The organism is Streptomyces sp. NPDC001108, from assembly GCF_053598535.1.
Genome location: NZ_JBSFKL010000010.1, coordinates 165,854 through 186,508 on the forward strand (window position 1 = coordinate 165,854; position 20,655 = coordinate 186,508).

Genomic DNA, 20,655 nt, shown 5'->3' on the forward strand with positions numbered 1-20,655 from the left:
TGACTCGTACGACGGAGCGATCGTACGGATGCCTGAACCCGTCAAGAAAGCGTTAAAGATTAGGTAAGGTAACGAAGTACCGGCCGCAGATGGCCGATGCCGAAGATCGATACCGGGGGATCGACCGACTCGGCAGGCGCACGCGGGGAAAGGAACGGCCACTGTCTGTCCACACGCTCAACGAACTCCTGCTCGTCTGCTCGCTCGTCCTGCTCGTCGCGGTGGCGGCGGTACGCGTCTCGTCCCGCAGCGGGCTCCCCAGCCTGCTGCTCTACCTGGGCATCGGGATCGCGCTGGGGCAGGACGGCTTCTTCGACGTCTCGTTCAACAACGCGGAGCTGACCCAGGTCATCGGCTACGCCGCCCTGGTCGTGATCCTCGCCGAGGGCGGCCTGGGCACGAAGTGGAAGGAGATCCGCCCGGCGCTGCCCGCCGCGGCGATGCTCTCCCTGGTCGGCGTCGCGATCAGCGTCGGCGTCACGGCGGCCGCGGCCCACTACCTGGTCGGCCTGGAGTGGCGGCAGGCCCTGATCATCGGCGCGGTCGTCTCGTCGACGGACGCGGCGGCGGTCTTCTCCGTGCTCCGCAAGGTGCCGCTGCCCGCCCGGGTCACCGGCGTCCTGGAGGCGGAGTCCGGCTTCAACGACGCCCCCGTCGTCATCCTGGTCGTCGCCTTCTCCACCCGGGGCCCGGTGGACAGCTGGTACGTCCTGATCGGCGAGATAGCCCTGGAGCTCGCCATCGGCGCGGCCGTGGGCATCGCCGTCGGCTGGCTCGGCTCGTACGGGCTGCGCCATGTGGCGCTCCCCGCCTCCGGTCTCTACCCGATCGCCGTGATGGCCATCGCCATCTCCGCGTACGCGGCGGGCGCGATGGTCCACGGCAGCGGCTTCCTCGCCGTCTACCTGGCCTCGATGATCCTCGGCAACGCCAAGCTGCCGCACTGGCCGGCCACCCGCGGCTTCGCGGACGGGCTCGGCTGGCTGGCCCAGATCGGGATGTTCGTCCTGCTCGGCCTCCTGGTCACCCCGCACGACCTGCTCGACGACTTCTGGCCCGCGGTCATCGTGGGCCTGGTGCTGACCGTGGTCGCGCGCCCGCTGGAGGTCTTCGTCTCGCTGGCACCGTTCAAGCTGCCCTGGCAGGAGAAGGCGCTGATGTCCTGGGCCGGGCTGCGCGGCGCCGTGCCGATCATCCTGGCGACCATCCCGATGGTCTCCGGCGTCGAGGGCTCCACCCGGATCTTCAACATCGTCTTCGTCCTCGTCATCGTCTACACCCTCATCCAGGGGCCGACCCTGCCCTGGCTGGCGAAGGCCCTGAGGATCGCCGACGATCCGGGCGAGACCGCCGACCTGGGCATCGAGTCGGCGCCGCTGGAGCGGCTGCGCGGCCATCTGCTCTCCGTGGCGATCCCCGGCCGGTCGAAGATGCACGGCGTGGAGGTCGGCGAGCTGCGACTGCCGTCCGGGGCCGCCGTCACCCTCGTGGTGCGGGACGGGAAGAGCTTCGTGCCCGCCCCGTCCACGGTCCTGCGCCACGGCGACGAGCTGCTGGTGGTCGCCACCGATCCGGTGCGCGACGCGGCGGAGGAACGACTGCGCGCGGTCGGCGAGGGCGGCAAGCTCGCGGGCTGGCTGGGAACCGGCGGGCCGCCGAAGGTACAGCACCGGGGCGTCTGAGTCCTCGGTCCAGGCAGGGGCCCACACGCACATTCACAGGTTCACAAGGGCCCCTGCCTGTACCATCAAGGAAGCTGTCCGTCCCCGGTACGGGGTCGGCCGGCCCGATCGACCAACCCGAACGACCAACTCTGCCTGACGCAGAGCTGGCGCGACCGTATGGCGGTCGTGGCGTCCTCCGCCTCTGCTGAGCGCCCGGCATCTACCGCAGTTCCGCGCGAAGAGGACAGCTCTCGGCAGCACCCGTACGAGCCCGTCGGCGCCCCGTGCCGACGACCGGCGGATGCCCGGCCACCAGGCGGCAGAAAGGCATGGACCGTGGCGTCCACGGTCACCGACCGCCCCGGATACGGGCAGTTGCTGCGCACCCCCGGTGCGTGGACCTTCCTTCTCCCCGGCTTCGCCGCACGGCAGCCCTTCGCGATGCTGACCATCGGCATCGTGCTCCTGGTCCAGCACACCACCGGCTCGTACGGCAGCGCGGGCGCCGTCGCCGCCGTCACGGGTGTCTCCATGGCGCTGTTCGCGCCGCAGACCGGCAAGCTCGCCGACCGGTTCGGGCAGCGCGCCGTGCTGCTGCCCGGCGTCGTGGCGCACGCGGCGTCGGTCTCGGCGCTGACCGCGCTGGCGCTGGCGGGTGCGCCGCTGTGGGCCCTGTTCCTGGCGGCCGTGCCCACGGGCGCGTCCGTTCCGCAGGTCGGCCCCATGGTGCGGGCCCGCTGGGCGGCGCTGCTGGGGGCGGCTCCGGGGCGCGCGGCCTCACCGCTGCTGCCCACCGCCGCGGCCTTCGAGTCCGTGACGGACGAGTTCACCTTCGTCATCGGCCCGGTGCTGGCCACCGCGCTGTGCACCGGGGTGCACCCGGCGGCCGGGCTGATCACCGAGGCCGCGCTGACCCTGCTGGGCGGGCTGCTCTTCGCCGCGCAGCACCGCACCCAGCCGGCGGTGCGCGCCACCACCGGCGGCCCCGCCGAGCGGCACGCCTCCGCCCTGTCCGTACCGGGCGTACGGGTGCTCGCGGTGGCCTTCCTCGGCATCGGCGCGGTCTTCGGCGGGATGCAGGTCTCGCTGACCGCCTTCGCCGAGGAGATCGGCCGTCCCGGGGCCAACGGACTGCTGTACGGGGTCTTCGCGGCGGGCAACATGCTCGCCGGGATCGCCTGCGGCGCCATCGCCTGGAAGAGCGGCCCGCGCCGCCGGCTGATCGCCGGGTACACGGCACTGGCCCTGACCGCGTCCGGGCTGTGGGCGGTGCACTCGGTGCCGCTGCTGGCCGGTCTCGGTCTGCTGGTGGGGCTCTCCATCGCCCCGGCCCTGATCAGCGGGTACACGCTGGTCGAGTCGCTGGTGCCGGGGTCCGCCCGGACCGAGGCGTTCACCTGGCTCACGGGCTCGGTGGCGCTCGGCCAGGCGGCCGCGGTGACGGTGGCCGGGCGGCTCGCGGACGCCCACGGGGCGAGCACCGGATTCCTGGTGCCGCTGGTCGGTACGGTCCTGGCGCTGTTCACCCTGGTGGGGCTGCGTTCCCGGCTGATTCCGGCCGGGAAGGAGCGGACCGTGGCACGTGGCGTCGGTCACCGGGAACCGGTCACGGTGGACTGATGCAGCGGAATACGTCAGTATGGAGCGTCGTTAGCACTCATTGAGTCAGAGTGCCAGGAGGAGCAAGTGCCGACCTATCAGTACCAGTGCACCGAATGTGGCGAGGGCCTCGAGGCGGTGCAGAAGTTCACCGATGACGCCCTTACCGTGTGCCCGAACTGCGACGGACGCCTGAAGAAGGTGTTCTCGGCGGTCGGCATCGTCTTCAAGGGTTCCGGTTTCTACCGGAACGACAGCCGCGGCTCCTCGTCGAGCAGCACGCCGGCCTCGTCGTCGACGAAGACGTCCGGTTCCGGTTCGACGTCGTCCGACTCCGGTTCGTCGTCCTCCTCTTCCGCCTCGTCCTCTTCCTCGGCGTCGACGTCCACCGCGTCCTCGTCGTCCTCGACGAGCGGTACGTCGGCCGCCTGAGCAGCGCGCTCCACACTCTTTCCCGGGAAGCCCCGCCGGTTCGTCCGGCCGGGGCTTCCCGCGTTTCCGGCGCCGTTAGTGTGATCGCATGGCGAACGCAGAGATCGGTGTCATTGGCGGTTCGGGCCTGTACTCCTTCCTGGAGGACGTGACGGAGGTCCAGGTGGACACCCCGTACGGGCGACCGAGCGACTCCCTCTTCCTCGGCGAGGTCGGCGGCCGCCGGGTCGCCTTCCTCCCCCGTCACGGCCGCGGCCACCATCTCCCGCCGCACCGGATCAACTACCGGGCCAACCTGTGGGCCCTGCGCTCCGTGGGGGTGCGCCAGGTGCTCGGCCCGTGCGCGGTGGGCGGCCTGCGCCCGGAGTACGGACCGGGCACGCTGCTCGTCCCGGACCAGATGGTGGACCGCACCAAGAGCCGGACGCAGACCTTCTACGACGGGGAGCCCCGCGCCGACGGCGTGCGGCCGAACGTGCTGCACCTGGGCTTCGCCGACCCGTACTGCCCCGAGGGGCGGCGGGCCGCGCTGGCGGCGGCGCGGGCGAAGGGCTGGGAGCCGGTGGACGGCGGGACGCTGGTGGTCGTCGAGGGCCCGCGCTTCTCGACCCGGGCGGAGTCGCGCTGGCATGCGGCGATGGGTTGGTCGGTGGTCGGGATGACCGGTCACCCGGAGGCCGTCCTCGCCCGTGAGCTGGGGCTCTGCTACACGACGACGACCCTGGTGACGGACCTGGACGCGGGCGCGGAGGCCGGTGAGGGCGTTTCGCACGCGGAGGTGCTGGAGGTGTTCGCGGCCAATGTGGACCGGCTGCGTTCGGTGCTCTTCGACGTGGTCGCCGCGCTGCCCGCGGAGGCGGACCGGGACTGCCCGTGCTCGCACGCGCTGGACGGCATGGAGCCGGGGTTCGAGCTGCCGTGATCCGGGGGTCCAGATGATCCGGGTGACCCAGGTGGGCCGAGTGGTCCGGGATGGGCTGGGTGGGCCGAGTGGTCCGGGTGGCTGTCGGGGCGTGCGTGGGTGACGGAGTTGTCCACAATCCCGGGAGCGTCCACAGCCTCCGGCGGGGATCGCGCGGACGGTGGATCGTGAGGGGAGTCCGCCCGGATCTCCTCACGACAGGTGGTGCCCACCGTGTTTCCTTCCGCCCCTCCCCCTGCCCCGCTGCCGCCGACCGCCCCTCCTTCCGCCTCGCCGTCGACCGCCCCGGCCGCGACTCCGGCCGCTTTCTCCTTCGCGCGACCCGCTCCTTCCTCGGTACCGCCCACGCGTGAGGTGCCCGCCTTCGAGCCGTTACGGGTGCGCGGAGGCGGAGGGCGCCGGTTGCGGCAGGCCCTGTGGCGGCAGCGTCGGGCGCTGGCCGCCGGGCTGGCCCTGACGGCCGCCGTGCTCGGCGTCACGGTGCCGGGCGGGGGCGGTACGGCGCCGGGCGGCGCGGCCGCGTACGGGGCGGGGAGCGGAGCCGGGGAGGTGCCGGAGCGGGGCCGGCCACCGGGGCGGCGGGTCTCCGCGCCGGTCCGGATCGCGGACGCGGGGGCGGTGCGCCTCCTGCGCCCCGGCGACCGGGTCGACGTGGTCTCGGCGGGGCGGGGCGGGCCCGGGAGCGACGCCGGGGACGGCGACGGGGTGCGGGTGCTGGCGAAGGGGGCGCTGGTCGCCGAGGTGCCGCCGCCCCCGGTCGAGGACGCCGGCCGGGACGGCGCGCTGATCGTGCTGTCCGTCCCCCGGTCCACGGCCACCGCACTGGCGGGCGCGGCCATCTCGTCCCCGCTGGCGGTGACCCTGTGCTGAGCTTCATTCGTACTGGCGACCGATCACCTCGCCTTGCCGCGCACCGGAATGGGGCGTTTTCTCCGCTTACTGCCGTACATTTCACCCGAGTCTGCTCGGTCCACGGCACATGCGAAGGAAGGCTCATCCGTGAAGGAGAAGAAGGTCGGTCTGCTGGAAGGGTTCAAAGCCTTCCTGACCCGCGGCAATGTCGTCGATCTCGCGGTCGCGGTCGTCATCGGCGCCGCGTTCACCCAGATCGTGAACGCGTTCGTCAAGGGCGTCATCAATCCGCTGGTCGGTGCGTTCGGCACCAAGGACCTGGAGAGCTACAGCTCCTGCCTCAAGGGTCCGTGCGTCACGGACCCGAAGACGGGCGAGGCGACCGAGGGCATCCGCATCCTGTGGGGTTCGGTGCTCAGTGCCGCGATCGGCTTCGTGATCACGGCCGCGGTCGTCTACTTCCTGCTGATCCTGCCGATGTCGAAGTACCTCGCCAGGCGGGCGGCGATGCAGGCGGCGAAGGACGGCGTCCAGGAGACGCTGGAGGTGAGCGAGCTGGAGGTGCTGAAGGAGATCCGCGACACCCTGGTCGCCCAGCGCGGCGGCCCGACGGGGTGACCCCGGCGCCGTGGGAGCGGGTGGCGGCGCCACCCGACCACCACGGCGCGGAACGTCAGATGTGGTGGGGCGGCTTCTCGTCGAGGAAGCGCGCCAGATCGGCGGCGCTGCCACCGGCCGGGGCCCGCTCGCCCCATCCCTGGTCCGTATCGTCCGAGGACTGCTGGTCCAGCGGATCGTCGAAGACCAGCGCCGGTCTCGGTTTCGGAGCCGGCTGCTGCTCCGGATCACGCGGGCCGGGGGCGGGGGCGGTACTCATACGTCAAGGGTACGGCGGCGGTCAGCGGTCCTTCGGGTCGATCAGCCACAGCGCGAGGACGACGAGGAACGACAGGCAGAGGAAGCCCGCGCCCCACCAGGCGGTTCCGGTGCGGCCCTCCATCCAGGAGTCGATGACGACGGTCAGCCCCCAGAGCTGGCCGATGACCACCGTCATGGCGAGGGTCAGCCGGGCCGTCAGCTTCGAGGACCGCTCGGGCTCCTGGTCGGTGCCGGCCCCCGGGCCGGGCCCGGTGTGGCGGACCCGGGGGTCGCCGTAGCCGCTGGTGGCCCGGATCTGCGGGTAGCGCTCGTGGACGGGCCGGTTCAGCTCGGGGCGGGCGCTGCCCGGGTGGTACTCCGGGTACCGCTGGTCCCCCGCATTCGGGCCCATGGGCCGGTCGCCGCCGGGCTGCGGGGAGCCGGTCATGACGGCCTGCCCGGGTGACCGGCGGCGGTGCCGGCGTCGGGGGCCTCCGCGCCGCCGTCCCTGACGTTCGGGCAGCCGATCCGGGAGGCGAGGTCCGGACGGTTCTCGCCGAGCTGACGGCACAGGCCGTGCTGGACGCTCTCGCCGGAGCGCGTCGTGCCGACCGCCCAGATGCTGCCGTCGGGCTGTTCGGCGAGCACCACCTTGGGCAGTGGGCGGGGCGGCGGACCGGCGGTGACCTCGCCGGTCCGGGCGTCGAAGACCCCCTCGTGGCAGGGGCAGTACAGCTCGCCCTCGGTCCCCCGGTCCTTGCGCCACAGCACGGCGCAGGCGAGGTGGGTGCAGATCGCGGAGTAGCCGACGAGGGTGCCGTCGTCCAGCCGTACGGCGACCGCCCGGTCCTCCTCCTGCGGGTAGCGGAAGGCGAGGGACTCACCGGGCAGGAGCTGGGCGGCGATCCGCTTCGGCGCGGGCGCCTTGGCGTCCTCCAGTTCGCCGTGGCGCGGCAGGATTCCGGCGGCCACGCCGAGGCCGCCGACGGCGAGCCCGCCGGAGACGGTCGTCACGATCCGGAGGTAGTCGCGCCGGGTGGTGAGGGAGTCCGCGGCGATCCGGTCGTGCAGGGCTTCGCGCGGGTCCCCGGCCGGCGGCTGGTCGGTGACGCTCATCGGCGGACGTCCTTCCCATTGATCTCGACGACGGGGAGGCCGCCGGGCACCGGCCACTGGACCCGGTCGGCGGGCACGACCATGGCCACGCCGGTGCGCACCTCGCTCCGGCCGAAGGTGAAGGTGTCGGCGACCTGGACGCCGGGGCGCTCGGCCTGGAGTTCCTCGACGGTCCCGTAGAACAGGGCGCCGGTCGGGCAGACCGTCGCGCACATGGGGGCGAGGCCGTAGGCGGTGCGGTCGTAGCAGAGGTTGCACTTCATCTGGAGCTTCGCCCGCAGGTCAATCTTCGGTACGCCGAAGGGGCAGGCGTTGACGCAGTTGGCGCAGCCGATGCAGCGGGTGGTGTCGGCCTGTTGGACCACGCCGTCGGCGGTCACCAGGATCGCGTCGGCGGGGCAGACCTCGGCGCAGGGGGCGACGGGGTCCTCGCAGTGCATGCAGACCGTGGGAAGGGAGGCCACCGAATGGCCCTCGTCGGTGTAGTCGAGGTGGATCATCGATTTGCCGCGGTGCGAGTCGCACTCCCGGCAGGCGGAGACGCATGCCTGGCAGCCGATGCAGCGCCCCGGGTCGATGAAGATCGTTCGGCCCATCATGGGCGTTCAGCTCCTCTCCGAGGTGCCGCGCCCCTGCGGGGAGGTGGGCGGCAGCGGGTCGGTGCGGGAGACCTGGGTCTCCGGATAGGCGACGTGGCCGGGTGCTACGGGGGGTGCGGGGACCTCGTCGATCGTCTCGGCGTGCTCGATGCGGCAGGCGCACACCTTGTACTCGGGGATCTTGGAGCGGGGGTCGAGGGCGTCGATGGTGAGCGCGTTGGCCGCGGTGGGGACGGGCCAGTGGTACGGGACGAAGACGGTGTCGGGGCGGATCGCCTCGGTGACCAGCGCCGGGAACACCTCGCTGCCGCGCCGGGTGATGACCCGGACCGGTTCGCCGTTGCGGAAGCCGTGGGAGGGGTGGAGCTCGGCCCAGGGGCGCGGGGTCTGTTCGACGAGGGCGCCCAGGCGCCGGGTCTGGTTGCCGGAGAGGAAGTGCGCGACGGTCCGCCCGGTGGTGAGGCTCATGGGGTACTCGTCGTCGTACGGGTCCATCGGGGCGTGCCACTCGACGACCTGGAGATGGATCCTGCCGTCGGGGTGGTAGGTCTTCCCGTCCTCGAAGAGCCGGGGGGTGCCGGGGTGGTCGGTGGTGGGGCAGGGCCAGGCGATTCCGCCGGTCTCCTCCAGGCGTTCGTAGGTGATGCCGTAGTAGTCGTTGACGGTGCCGGCGGAGGCGATCCGCAGTTCGTCGAAGACCTCGCGGGAGTTGGCGAAGGCGAACTTGTCGCCCGCGCCGAGCCGCCTGGCGAGTTCGCACATCACCCAGGTGTCGGTGCGTACGCCGGGCGGCGGGTCCTGGGCCTTGTTGTGCTTGACGACCCGGGCCTCGGCGTTGGCCATCACCCCTTCGTCCTCGGCCCAGGTGGTGACGGGGAAGACGACGTGGGCGTTGGCGGCGGTCTCGGAGAGGAAGAAGTCGAACTGGGCGTGGAACTCGATGGTGTCGTACCCGTCCTTGACCACCCGGTAGTTGGGGAGGGAGACGAAGGGGTTGTTGCAGATGCCGATCAGTCCGCGGATCTCGCCGCGCTGCATCTGCCAGACCATCTCCATCATCGAGGTGCCGGCGGGCGGGAGTTCGGACTCCTCGATGCCCCAGATCTCGCAGATCTGCCGCCGGTGTTCCTCGTTCATGATCGAGCGGCCGCCGGGGAGGAGGTCGGCCTTCTGCCCGTGCTCCCGGCCGCCCTGGCCGTTGCCCTGGCCGGTGAGGGTGCCGTACCCGGCGCCGGGCCTGCCGATCTGGCCGGTGGCGGCGCAGAGGTTGATCACGGTGAGGCAGTTCTCGACGCCCTGCGAGTGGTGCTCGATGCCCCGGGCGTGCCAGGCCATCGCCCTGGGCGCGCGGGCGAAGGTGCGGGCGACCTGGACGATCTGTTCGGCGGGGATGCCGCAGATCCCGGCGGCGCGGGCCGGCGGGTACTCGGCGACCTTGGCCTTCACCTCCGCCCAGCCGGTGGTGTGGGCGGCGAGGTACGCCTCGTCGGTGAGGCCCTCCTCGACGACGACGTGGAGCACGGAGTTGAAGAACGCCGAGTCGGTGCCGGGCCTGAGCGCGACGTGGATGTCGGCGGTGCGGGCGATCGCGGTCTCCCGGGGGTCGATCACGATCAGGCTCGCGCCGCGGTCCCGGGCTCCCCACACGTACTGGGTCATCACGGGGAAGCACTCGCCGACGTTGGAGCCGGCGATCAGCAGGCAGTCGGTGAGCAGGATGTCGGAGAAGGGGTTCCCGGCCCGGTCGATGCCGAAGGCCAGCTTGTTGGCACCGGCGGCGCTGACCATGCAGAGCCGCCCGTTGTAGTCGACGTGCCGGGACTTGAGGGCGACCCGGGCGAACTTGCCGACCAGGTAGGTCTTCTCGGAGAAGAGGCTGGCGCCGCCGAGGAGCCCGAAGGCGTCGTTCCCGTAGCTGTGCTGGATGCGCTTGATCTCGGAGACGGTGAAGTCCAGCGCCTCGTCCCAGGAGACCTCGCGGAACGGTTCGTCGCGGGAGCGGCGCAGCAGCGGGGCGGTGAGCCGGTCGGGGTGGTTGACCTGCTGGTACGCGTTGATGCCCTTGGGACAGAGCCGCATCCGGTTGATGTCGTGGTTGCGGGGTTCGACGCCGAAGACCTTGCCGCCGTGGTCGACGCGGAGATACATCCCGCACTGCACCCCGCAGAAGCAGCAGTGGGTGGGGACGAGCGTCTCGCCCTCCTGGTCGGCGCGCCACTGGTCGGCGGGGATGCCTCCGGCGTCGCGGAAGGCCCGGGTGCCGGGCGGGGCGAGCGCCGGGTCGAGCGGTACGGCCGTACGGAAGCCGGAGCCGGTACGGGGGACGGTGGCGCCGGGGTCGGCCGGGCGCGGGTCCGCGGTCACTTGAAGCCCTTCTTCACCTGGGAGAGATAGGCGCTGCCGCGCAGTACCCGCTTGCAGCGCGGGCAGTACTCGGCCCACTCGTCGAAGCCGAGGTCGAGGTCGCGCATGGTGCCGCGCAGGTTCTCGACGTACGGCCCGGTGTCGATGGGCTCCTCGCAGCGGCGGCAGCCCCGGACCTCCTCGTCCCGCCGGGAGGTGTACTTGAACAGCTGCATGCCGACCGCGGCCGGGCGCTGGACGATGTGGAAGAACTTCCCGAACGGGATGTAGATGAGGGTGAACACCACCGCCACCATGTGGAGGACGGCCAGGAACTGGTAACCGCCGCCGTGCAGGAAGATCGAGGAGAAGGTGAGCAGCAGACCGGTCACCGAGATGACGATGAGCGCGATCAGCGGTACCAGGTCGTAGCCGAAGCGCTGCCCGGTGATGGCACCGCGGTCCTTCATCCGGCGCCACAGGAAGTACGCGGCGCCGGGGATGACGAGCACGGCGGCGATGTCCAGGCCGTGGAACATCAGCCAGCCCGGGACGGAGAGGGAGTCGAAGCCGAGGATCTTGAACCCCCAGATCCGCATCTCGTAGCCGGGGCCCGAGCCGCTGCCGGAGGTGAAGGTGAACCAGCCCCAGGTCAGCGGGAAGGTGATCAGCGCGGCCAGGACACAGCCCCAGAAGATCAGCTGGTGGGCGGCCCAGCGGGCGTGCGAGCGGGCGCCGAGGAACTTCTGGAAGCCGAGGTAGGTGGCGATCATCCGGGGCAGCGCGGTGGGCGCCCTGCGGAAGTTGGCCGCCGAGAAGAAGCTCCGCCAGCCCTGCTTGAACAGCCGCCGGGCGCCGGGGGCGGAGACCCAGACCGTGTAGCGGTAGGCGACGCCGAAGGCGAGGAAGACGGTGGCGACGGCGTACGGGAGGAGGGCGGAGTCGAAGTTCTCCAGCAGCCGGCTGCCGAACACGATGGCCAGGATCAGCAGGACGGAGACGGCGGCCCCGGCCGCGGTCGCGCGGCCGGCGACGGAGCGGGAACCGGCGCCGGTCCGCGGTCCGGCGGTGCGTGGTCCGCCGGTGCGCGTGCCGCCGGTGCCCGGGGCGTCGGCCCGGCGCCCGTCGGCCTGTGCGGGGGCGGGTTCGGGGGCGGCGGAGGCGTCTGACGGCTCGGTCACCCCGTCAACATAGGTCTGTATATGGGGGTTACCCCCGTTTTGCGGATCGGGTGGGTGAATCGTTGCTCCGTCCGGGGGTGTCCCCCCTCCGGCCGAGTGGCGCGCGTCTGGTGTGCTGGCTGCCATGCCTGTCATGACGGCTCGCAGCCGTACCGAGAAGCACCGCGTGTCGACGCCGCTGGAACTCTTCTTCGACCTCTGTTTCGTGGTCGCGGTGTCCCAGGCGGGCGCGCGGCTGGTCCACGCCGTCGCCGGGGGCCACGCCCTGGCCGGGATCGGCGGCTACGCGGCCGTCTTCTTCGCGATCTGGTGGGCGTGGGTCAACTTCAGCTGGTTCGCCTCGGCGTACGACACCGACGACACGCTGTACCGCGTCGTCACGCTGGTCCAGATCACCGGGGTGCTCGTCCTCGCCGCCGGGGTGCCGCGCGCCTTCGACGCGGGCGACTGGGCGGTCGTCGTCGCCGGGTACGTGGTGATGCGGCTCGCGCTGACCAGTCAGTGGCTGCGCGCCGCGCACTGCACCCGGGGCGCCGAGCGGCGGGTCGCGCTGCGGTACGCCGCCGGGATCACGCTGGTACAGCTCGGCTGGATCGCCATGCTGTTCCTGCCCGGCAACGCCTCCGTCGGGGTCCGGGCCGCCGTGTTCGTCGTGCTCGTGCTCGCGGAGATCACCGTTCCGGCGGTCGCCGAGCGCGACCGGCCGACGAGCTGGCATCCGCATCACATCGGGGAGCGGTACGGGCTGTTCACGATCATCGTGCTGGGCGAATCGATCGCGTCGGCCACGATCGCGGTGCAGGAGGCGCTGGACGAGCACGACGCGCTCGGCGAGCTGCTGCCGATCGCCGCGGGCGGGCTGCTGATCGTCTTCTCCGCCTGGTGGATCTATTTCGCCGTGCCGATCCATGACTACCTGCGCGGAAGCAGGGAAGCGTTCCTCTGGGGGTACGGGCACTATCTGATCCTCGGTTCCGCGGCGGCCATCGGCGCGGGCATCGAGGTCTCGGTGGAGGAGGCCGTGGGCAAGGCCCATGTCCCGACCACGGTGGCCGCCGCCGCGGTGACCCTCCCCTCCGCGCTCTTCCTGCTGACGGTATGGGCGCTGCACGCCCGCCACTTCAAGCGCGACCTCGCGGAGCAGTTGCCGCTCCCCGTGGCCGCAGCGGCCATCCTGGCCTGCACGTTCGTCGGCGGGTGGGCGGTGCTCGCGGCCGGTCTGGTGGCCTCGGCGGCGGTGGCCGCCGGGGTGCTGCTGTCCCGGCGGTCCGTGTCGGCGGCGGACTGAGCGCGGTGTGCGGGCAGGGCGGCGTGATGAGGAGCTGCGGATGACGGAAGCACCCCGGGGACCGGCGGAGCGCACCGGACCGCCCACTACCGGACCACTGGACTCCGGACCGCCCGCTGCCGGACCGCTCGACTCCGGACCGCCCGCTGCCGGGCCGCTGGACGCGCTGACCGATGTGGCGGGGCTGTGCGTCGGTCATGCCCAGGTGCCCGGCGCGGGCGCGCTGAGCGGGACGACCGTGGTCCTGGCACCCGAGGGCGGGGTCGTCGCGGCCGTCGACGTACGCGGTGGCGGCCCCGGCACGCGGGAGACGGACGCGCTCGATCCGCGCAACCTGGTGCAGCGGATCGACGCCGTGGTCCTGACCGGCGGCAGCGCGTACGGGCTGGACGCGGCGTCCGGCGTGATGGCCTGGCTGGAGGAGCGGGGGCGCGGGGTGCGGGTCGGCCCCGATCCCGCACAGGTGGTGCCGGTGGTCCCCGCCGCCTGCCTCTTCGACCTGGGGCGGGGCGGTGACTGGCGGGCCCGCCCGGATGCCGGAACGGGCCGCGCAGCGGTGGAGGACGCGGCGGGTACGGGGCCGGGGGCGCCGGTACCCGAGGGATGCGTGGGGGCCGGCACGGGGGCGGTGGCCGGTTCGCTCAAGGGCGGCGTGGGCACCGCGAGCCTCCGGCTGCCCTCCGGGATCACGGTGGCGGCGCTCGCGGCGGTGAACGCGGCGGGTTCGGTCGTCGATCCGCGCACCGGCGTGCTGTACGGGGAGTACGGCGCCGCCGGAGCGCCGGCGCACCACCCGGCGCCCGACACCGTGCGCGCGGCGGCGGATCGCCTGGCCGAGCTGCGGGAGGCCAACGCCCGGCCGCCGCTCAACACCACACTGGCCGTGGTCGCCACGGACGCCGACCTCACCCGGGCGCAGGCGCAGAAGCTCGCGGGCACGGCGCACGACGGGCTCGCGCGCGCCGTGCGCCCGGTGCATCTGCTCACCGACGGGGACACCGTCTTCGCGCTGGCCACGGGTGCCCTGCCGCTCGCCCCGGGCGGCCCCGCACCGTTCAACGAGCTGCTGGCGGCCGGGGCGGAGGTGCTGGCGCGGGCCATCGTGAAGGCGGTCCGCGCGGCCCACGGCGTCGACGCCCGCCCCGACGGCGGCTGTTACCCCTCGTACAGCGACCTGTACGGCATACGGGCACGCCCCTCGCCCGCGCCGGGGGACGGGCCGCCGGCTCCCGACTTGCCCGCCGGATAGGGCAGTTCGGACATTCGGACGAACCATCAGGAACCATCCTCGTGCGCCATACGTTTTCCCGAACCCCGGCCACGATGTCGGCCCCAGGGACTACGTTAAGCACGCAGCAAGTAACACGCGGCGACGGCCTGGAGACAGCACCTTGAGCGATCCGTACGAGACAACCGAGCAGCACCTCGACCGACTCCTGCGACGGGCACTCAACTCTTTCGACCTGCCCGACAGCACGGTCGAAAGACTCGGTACCGCGCTCGCCCACAGCAGTTCCCTGCACTCCTCGCACCACAGTTCCGTGCTCCACCGCGAGACCTACCGGCACACGTACCTCCTGTCGGACGGTTCGACGCTCAGCCTGTGGGAGCTGGTCCACGGCGGGCCGCGGAGCACGGCCGGCCCGCAGGCACGTACGGAGCCCGCCCTCACGCACCACGAGCTGTACGACGACGAGGGCGACGCCCAGGTGGCCGCGGCCCGGCTGGCGGGCAGCCTCGGCGACGTCCCGGTCTTCGCGGACGACGCGGTCCAGACCGACCTGGAGACGCTCTCGTTCCTGATGGCGGCTCCCCCGGCCCCGCTCCCCCGGGAGTACGCGCCGGACAACTCCGCCGACCACGCCCGCCGCGTCCTGCGCCGCGCCGAGAACAGCGACGGTCCCGGCGAGGAGACCGCCCGGCTGCTGCGCGCCGCCTTCGCCCACCACATCACCCAGGTCTGCGGCCGCCACTGCCAGGTGGAGGGGCGGGACGCCGGATTCACCCTGTACGAGCACGCCTTCCTGCTGCTCGACGGCAGCGAGACGAGCCTGTGGGAGGTCGAGCACACGGCCACCCCGGACGGCCGCCACATGTGCGAGGTGTACGGGGACGAGGACACCGCGCGCGGCGTGATGGAGAACCGCACCCACATCTGCTGACCGGGGCCGCGCCCCGCGATCCGGACCACGTGGACATGACGGTGCCCGCGCCCCGGAGCGGGGCGCGGGCACCGTGTGCGGCGCGGAGGCCGGTCGTCAGAGAGGCGGAGGCCGGTCGTCAGGGAGTCAGCGCGGGCTTCCTGGCGTCCTCGACGCCGTCCGTCGCCGCCCCGGCGTCCTCGGAGGCGTTGTCGGCGGCGCCCGCGTCGGGCTCGTCGCCGCCCTCCAGGTGCTGGCGCGGCCGCGCGGGCAGCGCGAACATCACCAGGAAGATCACCGCGAGCACCCCGGCCACCCACCACAGCGAGTGGCGGAACGCCTCGGCGAACGCCGGGCCCACCTCCTGCGGCATCAGCCGGTCGCCGATCGCGCCGAGGAAGACGACCGAGACCAGTCCGAGCCCGAGCGCGTTGCCCATCTGCTGGACGGTGTTGATCAGCCCGGAGGCCGAGCCGGCGTGCTCCTTCGGCACCTCGGACAGGACCGCGTCGGTCAGCGGCGCCACGATCAGACCCATGCCGAGCCCCATGACGGTCAGCGGCAGGATCATCTGCCAGGACGTGATCGCCATGCCGTAGTGGTCGGACTCCCAGATGTAGATCAACAGTCCCGTGACCATCAGCAGCGCACCGGCCTGGAGGACCTTGCGGCCGAACCGGGGCACCAGCTTCTGCACGGAGATCCCGGCGGCGACCGAGACGGCGACCGAGAACGGCACCCCGGTCAGACCGGCCCGCAGCGCGCTCCAGCCGAGCCCCATCTGCATGTACAGCGTCCAGACCAGGAAGAAGATGCCGAGCCCGACGCCGAAGGTCAGCTGGACGGCGATGCCCGCGGCGAAGCTCTTGACGCGGAACAGGTCCAGTTCGATCAGCGGCGATCCGCTCCGCCGCTTCTTGGCCCGCTCGAACAGCACCAGCGCGAGGAAGACCAGCAGGCTGCCGGCCATCGAGAGGTGGCCCCAGAGCGGCCAGCCCAGCTCGTGGCCACGGGTCAGCGGGTAGATCAGCATCAGCATGCCGAGGGTGACCAGGAAGACGCCGACCAGGTCGAGCCGGAGCGCCTTCGGGGCCTTGGACTCGGTGATGAACTTCCGGCCGAGGAGCAGACCGGCGATGCCGACGGGCAGGTTGATCAGGAAGATCGGCCGCCATTCGAGCCCGGCGATGTTCCACTCGGTGAGCAGCGCGCCCAGCAGCGGTCCGGAGACCGCTCCGAGGCCGACGATCGCGCCGAAGAGGCCGAAGACCTTGCCGCGCTCGTGCGCCGGGAAGGTGGCGTGCACGATCGACAGCACCTGCGGCACCATCAGCGCGGCGGTGCCGCCCTGGAGGATGCGGGAGGCCACCAGCATCTCCGGGTTGACGGCGAAGCCGCAGAGCGCGGAGGCCAGGGTGAAGCCGCCGATGCCGATGAGGAACAGCCGCTTGCGGCCGTAGATGTCGCCCAGGCGGCCACCGGTGATCAGGCCGGCGGCGAAGGCCAGGGCGTATCCGGCGGTGATCCACTGGATCGAGGTGAACGAGGCTCCGGTGTCCTCCCGGATGCTCGGTATCGCGATGTTGACGATCGTGACGTCGACCAGGTCCATGAAGGCCGCGGTCATCACGATGGCGAGCGCGAACCAGCGCCGCCGGTCCGACGGGTCCGGGGACGCCGCGGGTCCGGATGGAGCGGACGACAGAGATGAGGAGGAAGTCATGGGGACAACCTAGACAGCCATTAGGTCAGGTAATGACCCAATGGGCCATCATCCTGAGGGGACGCCCGACACACCGGGCGGCCACTCCGGACGGCTGCTGGCAGGGCGGCCGCTGTCCGGGCGGCTGGACGACGGGCGACCGTCGCTTGGACGCCCGACACTCCGGACGACACCGGACACCCCGTCCCTGGATGCCCGAACACCGGCGGAAGGCCAGCCATGACCGACACTCCGGCACGACTGCTGAACCTGTTGTCGCTCCTCCAGACGCCCCGGGAGTGGCCGGGCAGCGAGCTGGCCGAGCGGCTCGACGTCAGCCCGCGCACCATCCGCCGCGACATCGACCGGCTGCGCGAGCTGGGCTATCCGGTCGAGGCCACCCGGGGCTCGGTCGGCGGCTACCGGCTCGTCGCGGGCGCCGCGATGCCGCCGCTGGTCCTCGACGACGAGGAGGCGGTGGCCATCGCGGTGGGGCTGCGGGCGGGGGCGGGGCACGCCATCGAAGGGGTGGACGAGGCATCCGTACGGGCGCTGGCCAAGCTGGAGCAGGTGCTGCCGTCCCGGCTGCGGCACCGGGTCTCGGTCCTGCAGAACGCGACGATGCCGCTGGCCAGGGGTGACGGCTCGGCCGTCGATCCGCGGACGCTGACGGTGATGGCGGCGGCGGTCACCGGGAAGGAGCGGCTGCGGTTCTCCTACCGGGCGGGCGACGGTACGGGGACGAAGCGGGAGGCCGAGCCGTACCGGCTGGTGAGCACGGGGTGGCGGTGGTACCTCGTCGCGTACGACCTCGGGCGCGAGGACTGGCGCACGTTCCGGGTCGACCGGGTCAGCGAGCCGTTCGCGACCGGGGCCCGCTTCACACCGCGCGAGCTGCCCACCGGGGACGCGGCGGAGTTCCTCGCCGGGTCCATCGCCCGGCGGCAGCCGGAGCTGGCGGTGGACGTGAGTTTCGCGGCTCCGGCCGAGTTCGTCGCAGCGCGGCTGCCGGGGTCGATGAGGCCGCTGGAGCGGACCGGGGAAAACGGCTGCCGGCTGCGGGCGGTGCTCGCGGACTCGCTGGAGTGGGTGGCGCTCCGGCTGGCATTGGTGGACTGCGAGTTCACCGTGCACGAGCCGCCGCAGCTGGTGGACCACCTGGCCCGGCTGGGCGCCCGCCTGACCCGCGCGGCGAACCACTGAAGGGGCCTCCGCGACGCGCGACGCTCCGACCCTCTGCACCCATGCGGCCCGGCCCCCCTGCGACCCGGGGGCCCGGCGGCCTGCGGAGGAAGGGGCCCGGGCCAAAGAAATGAGCCCCGGCGCCAGGGGGGGTGGGCGCCGGGACTCAGCTCGGGGCGGGTCACTCGAGGCGACCCATTTCATATGTTACTGGATGAATCGGTCAGGCCGCAGCGTCGAAGCCCGTGTCGTGCGCCATGCGCTTCAGCTCCAGCAACGCGTGCTTCTCGATCTGGCGGATCCGCTCACGGGTGAGGCCGTGCTGCTTGCCGACCTCGGTGAGCGTCCGCTCGCGGCCGTCCTCGATGCCGTACCGCATGCGGATGATCGACGCCGTGCGGTGGTCGAGCTTGCCGATCAGGTCCTCCAGCTCCTCGCTGCGCAGCAGCGTCAGCACGGACTGCTCGGGCGAGACAGCGGAGGTGTCCTCCAGCAGGTCGCCGAACTGCGTCTCACCCTCGTCGTCCACGGACATGTTGAGGCTGACCGGGTCACGGGCCCAGTCCAGCACGTCGCCCACGCGCTCCGGCGTGGAGTCCAGCTCGGCCGCGATCTCCGCGTGCTCCGGCTCGCGGCCGTGCTCACGGTTGAACTCGCGCTGCACCCGGCGTATCCGGCCGAGCTCCTCCACCAGGTGGACGGGGAGCCGGATCGTGCGGGACTGGTCGGCTATGGAACGGGTGATCGCCTGACGGATCCACCAGGTGGCGTACGTGGAGAACTTGAAGCCCTTGGCGTAGTCGAACTTCTCGACCGCGCGGACCAGGCCCGCGTTGCCCTCCTGGATCAGGTCGAGCAGGGGCAGCCCGGCCCGCGGGTATCGGCGGGCCACGGCGACGACGAGCCTCAGGTTGGAGCGGATGAATACGTCCTTGGCGCGCTCGCCGTCGGCGACCAGCGCCTCCAGCTCCTCACGCGTGGCCCCGCCCGCCTCGCTGTCCACCGCGCCGTCGAGTATCCGCTGGGCGTAGACGCCCGCCTCGACGGCCTGTGACAGCTCGACTTCCTTCGCTGCGTCGAGCAGGGGCGTTCGCGCGATCTCGTCCAAGTACATGCCGACCAGGTCGCGATCGGCGATCTCTCCGCCCGAGGCGCGAACACTGCTCGCCCGGCTGGTCCCAGAGGTGGCGGACGAACGACGGGCGACGGCACGGGTTGCCATGCGTGCTCCCTTGCTGAGTAGGTCGCGACACCCTCCCGGGTGCCCTGCATCCGATGGAAACAACGACTGGAATCCGGACAGAATTCCCACGCCTGGCATTCTTTTTCTCGATCATGCAGTATCCTGCGCCGTCACATGACGGCACGCATGCGGAAATGCCCTGCGGAACCGCAGGTCAGGCGGGGCTTCGCGAGCGTTCCGACAGTCCCCCGGAACGTTCGCCGCGCCCGTCACATGAGACCGCGCTCACACATACAGGCCCCCTCGCCTCCTGAACGGCGGAAGCCCCACTCGCGTTCCCGCCAGGAGAGACGGCCCGGCCGACTCCCGGGTTGCTCGTACACCCCCGGGACCCCGGGTCGCGGGACCCCGGGTTGCTCGTACACCCCCGGGCCACAGCCCTAAGCCCTAAGCCCTGAGCACGGGGCGACCCGGGACCGTGGCCCGTTACGCAGCGTCCGGCCCGTGCCTAGCGTGTTCCGGCATGGGGAACACACCGAGCGACCACACATCGAGCGACGACACCGGCACACTGGACGAGGCGCTGGAACGGCTGCACGCCTCCGGGCCCGAACACGGCGGCTGGCTGAGCAACCATGCCCCGATGGCCGTCGAGGCCCTGGTCAGGCACGGTCAGGCACCGGCCGTCCACCACTGGCTCGACGGCTACCGGCACAAGCTGGAGGACATGCCGGAGACCTCGACCCGGGTGACCGCCGACAACTGGCGCGAGGCGCTCGGCGACCACCGCCGGGTCGCCGACTGGACGGAGTACTTCCTGCGGGAGACCGGGGAACGCCCCTGGCGGGAGGTGCTGGCCGAGTGGTGGCCCCGGCTGCTGCCCGGCATCGCGGCGGGCGCCACCCACCCGGTGATCCGGGTCGGCCACTCCGTACGCACCCTGCTCGCCGGGGAGGAGACCGCACCCCGGGTCGCGGAACTGGCGCACGGGCTGGGCTACTGGGCCGCCCGCCATCAGCCGCTGCCCGCGCTGACCCCGTTGGCGCCCGCCCGGTCCGCGGCGGCGGCGCTGGACGCGGTGCCTCCCGTTCCGGACCAGAGCGGCGGCATCCGGGACCGGCTGGCGCAGCTCGGCGCGTTCCCGGTCTGGCCCGGGGAGGTCACCGGCGACCCGGACCAGGCGCGGGCCCGGCTGACGGAGCTGGTCACGGCCGCCACGCACCGGTACGCCACGCACGGCCACGGGGAGCCGGTCATGCTGGTGCACGCGGCGACCGCGCCCAACGCGGTGCTGCGCACCCTGCCCGCGCTCCCCCGCACGCTGTGGGCACCGAGCACGGCGGCGGCCTGGGCCGCGAGCGCCGCGGTCACCGCCGCGTACGGCCCGGCCGAGGCCGCCCCGTACCGGCCGGCGGGCGCCTCCGCCGAGGAGCTGTTCGCCCGGGCGGCGGCGCACGGCGACGACCACACCATCAAGTTCACCGACACCGCGCTGGACGTCGGCGACGCGACGGCCCTCGCCGCCGCCCTCCGCTCGATCGAACTGAACCCGCCGGTCGGATAGCGCGGGAAGGGCGGACAGCGCGGGAAGGG

General features: G+C 72.3%; 19 protein-coding genes. 11 read left to right on the forward strand and 8 right to left on the reverse strand.

The genetic code is table 11. The features are described 5' to 3' along the window. The first annotated feature begins 89 nt into the window (after nt 1-89). The 6 genes from ACWC97_RS22855 to ACWC97_RS22880 all read left to right on the forward strand — a co-directional run bounded on the left by ACWC97_RS22855 (nt 90) and on the right by ACWC97_RS22880 (nt 6,087). On the forward strand, nt 90-1,682 hold the full coding sequence (locus ACWC97_RS22855) for a potassium/proton antiporter (protein ID WP_450651224.1): 1,593 nt from the start codon (nt 90-92) through the stop codon (nt 1,680-1,682). A 318-nt stretch (nt 1,683-2,000) separates the two neighbouring features. Further along, on the forward strand, nt 2,001-3,284 hold the full coding sequence (locus ACWC97_RS22860; protein ID WP_352278166.1) for an MFS transporter: 1,284 nt from the start codon (nt 2,001-2,003) through the stop codon (nt 3,282-3,284). Between the two features lie 66 nt (nt 3,285-3,350). Then, the gene (locus tag ACWC97_RS22865) at nt 3,351-3,695 is read left to right on the forward strand and encodes an FmdB family zinc ribbon protein (protein WP_352278164.1); all 345 of its coding nucleotides are present in this window, start codon (nt 3,351-3,353) and stop codon (nt 3,693-3,695) included. Nucleotides 3,696-3,783: 88 nt separating this feature from the next. Further along, the gene (locus ACWC97_RS22870) at nt 3,784-4,617 is read left to right on the forward strand and encodes an S-methyl-5'-thioadenosine phosphorylase (RefSeq protein ID WP_385206987.1); all 834 of its coding nucleotides are present in this window, start codon (nt 3,784-3,786) and stop codon (nt 4,615-4,617) included. Nucleotides 4,618-5,019: 402 nt separating this feature from the next. Continuing rightward, a complete protein-coding gene (locus ACWC97_RS22875) occupies nt 5,020-5,487 on the forward strand; it encodes a hypothetical protein (protein ID WP_450651226.1) in 468 nt (155 codons plus the stop codon). Nucleotides 5,488-5,616: 129 nt separating this feature from the next. Continuing rightward, complete coding sequence (locus tag ACWC97_RS22880) at nt 5,617-6,087, forward strand: MscL family protein (protein ID WP_352278159.1); 471 nt, start codon at nt 5,617-5,619, stop codon at nt 6,085-6,087. A gap of 55 nt (nt 6,088-6,142) precedes the next feature. On the opposite strand, the gene ACWC97_RS22885 is transcribed toward ACWC97_RS22880, so the two are convergent. The 6 genes from ACWC97_RS22885 to ACWC97_RS22910 are packed head-to-tail and all read right to left on the reverse strand — an operon-like array spanning nt 6,143 to nt 11,566. Continuing rightward, nucleotides 6,143-6,346: a hypothetical protein gene (locus tag ACWC97_RS22885; RefSeq protein WP_352278157.1), complete on the reverse strand. Its 204-nt coding sequence runs from the start codon at nt 6,344-6,346 to the stop codon at nt 6,143-6,145. Between the two features lie 21 nt (nt 6,347-6,367). Further along, nucleotides 6,368-6,739, reverse strand: coding sequence for a hypothetical protein (locus ACWC97_RS22890; protein WP_450651370.1), 372 nt, complete (start codon nt 6,737-6,739; stop codon nt 6,368-6,370). 32 nt (nt 6,740-6,771) lie between these two features. Beyond that, nucleotides 6,772-7,443 (reverse strand): Rieske (2Fe-2S) protein, encoded by a 672-nt coding sequence (locus tag ACWC97_RS22895; RefSeq protein ID WP_450651229.1) that lies wholly within the window; start codon nt 7,441-7,443, stop codon nt 6,772-6,774. Continuing rightward, nucleotides 7,440-8,042 carry a 4Fe-4S dicluster domain-containing protein gene (locus tag ACWC97_RS22900; protein WP_352278151.1) on the reverse strand — a complete coding sequence of 201 codons (603 nt, stop codon included), beginning with the start codon at nt 8,040-8,042 and terminating at the stop codon, nt 7,440-7,442. Before ACWC97_RS22900 ends, ACWC97_RS22895 begins: the two co-directional genes overlap by 4 nt. A 6-nt stretch (nt 8,043-8,048) precedes the next feature. Then, nucleotides 8,049-10,406 carry a molybdopterin oxidoreductase family protein gene (locus ACWC97_RS22905; RefSeq protein ID WP_450651231.1) on the reverse strand — a complete coding sequence of 786 codons (2,358 nt, stop codon included), beginning with the start codon at nt 10,404-10,406 and terminating at the stop codon, nt 8,049-8,051. Beyond that, nucleotides 10,403-11,566, reverse strand: coding sequence for an MFS transporter (locus ACWC97_RS22910; RefSeq protein ID WP_352278149.1), 1,164 nt, complete (start codon nt 11,564-11,566; stop codon nt 10,403-10,405). Before ACWC97_RS22910 ends, ACWC97_RS22905 begins: the two co-directional genes overlap by 4 nt. A gap of 124 nt (nt 11,567-11,690) precedes the next feature. Between ACWC97_RS22910 and ACWC97_RS22915 the strand changes: the two genes are divergently transcribed. The 3 genes from ACWC97_RS22915 (at nt 11,691) to ACWC97_RS22925 (ending at nt 15,016) form a co-directional block, all read left to right on the forward strand. Beyond that, nucleotides 11,691-12,854, forward strand: coding sequence for a low temperature requirement protein A (locus tag ACWC97_RS22915; protein WP_450651233.1), 1,164 nt, complete (start codon nt 11,691-11,693; stop codon nt 12,852-12,854). A 40-nt stretch (nt 12,855-12,894) separates the two neighbouring features. Then, complete coding sequence (locus tag ACWC97_RS22920; protein ID WP_450651234.1) at nt 12,895-14,103, forward strand: P1 family peptidase; 1,209 nt, start codon at nt 12,895-12,897, stop codon at nt 14,101-14,103. Between the two features lie 142 nt (nt 14,104-14,245). Further along, complete coding sequence (locus ACWC97_RS22925) at nt 14,246-15,016, forward strand: DUF6227 family protein (protein WP_450651236.1); 771 nt, start codon at nt 14,246-14,248, stop codon at nt 15,014-15,016. A 118-nt stretch (nt 15,017-15,134) separates the two neighbouring features. Here ACWC97_RS22925 and ACWC97_RS22930 read toward each other — a convergent pair whose 3' ends face one another. Next, entirely contained in the window at nt 15,135-16,718 is a 1,584-nt protein-coding gene (locus ACWC97_RS22930) for an MFS transporter (protein ID WP_450651238.1), read from the reverse strand. Between the two features lie 219 nt (nt 16,719-16,937). Between ACWC97_RS22930 and ACWC97_RS22935 the strand changes: the two genes are divergently transcribed. Then, nucleotides 16,938-17,900 (forward strand): helix-turn-helix transcriptional regulator, encoded by a 963-nt coding sequence (locus ACWC97_RS22935; protein ID WP_450651240.1) that lies wholly within the window; start codon nt 16,938-16,940, stop codon nt 17,898-17,900. A 202-nt stretch (nt 17,901-18,102) separates the two neighbouring features. Here the strand turns inward: ACWC97_RS22935 and ACWC97_RS22940 are convergent, their stop codons facing one another. After that, nucleotides 18,103-19,101: a sigma-70 family RNA polymerase sigma factor gene (locus ACWC97_RS22940; protein ID WP_352278141.1), complete on the reverse strand. Its 999-nt coding sequence runs from the start codon at nt 19,099-19,101 to the stop codon at nt 18,103-18,105. Nucleotides 19,102-19,585: 484 nt separating this feature from the next. Here ACWC97_RS22940 and ACWC97_RS22945 point away from each other — a divergent pair, with 484 nt between their 5' ends. Next, nucleotides 19,586-20,626: a questin oxidase family protein gene (locus tag ACWC97_RS22945; protein ID WP_450651243.1), complete on the forward strand. Its 1,041-nt coding sequence runs from the start codon at nt 19,586-19,588 to the stop codon at nt 20,624-20,626. Nucleotides 20,627-20,655: the final 29 nt, after the last annotated feature.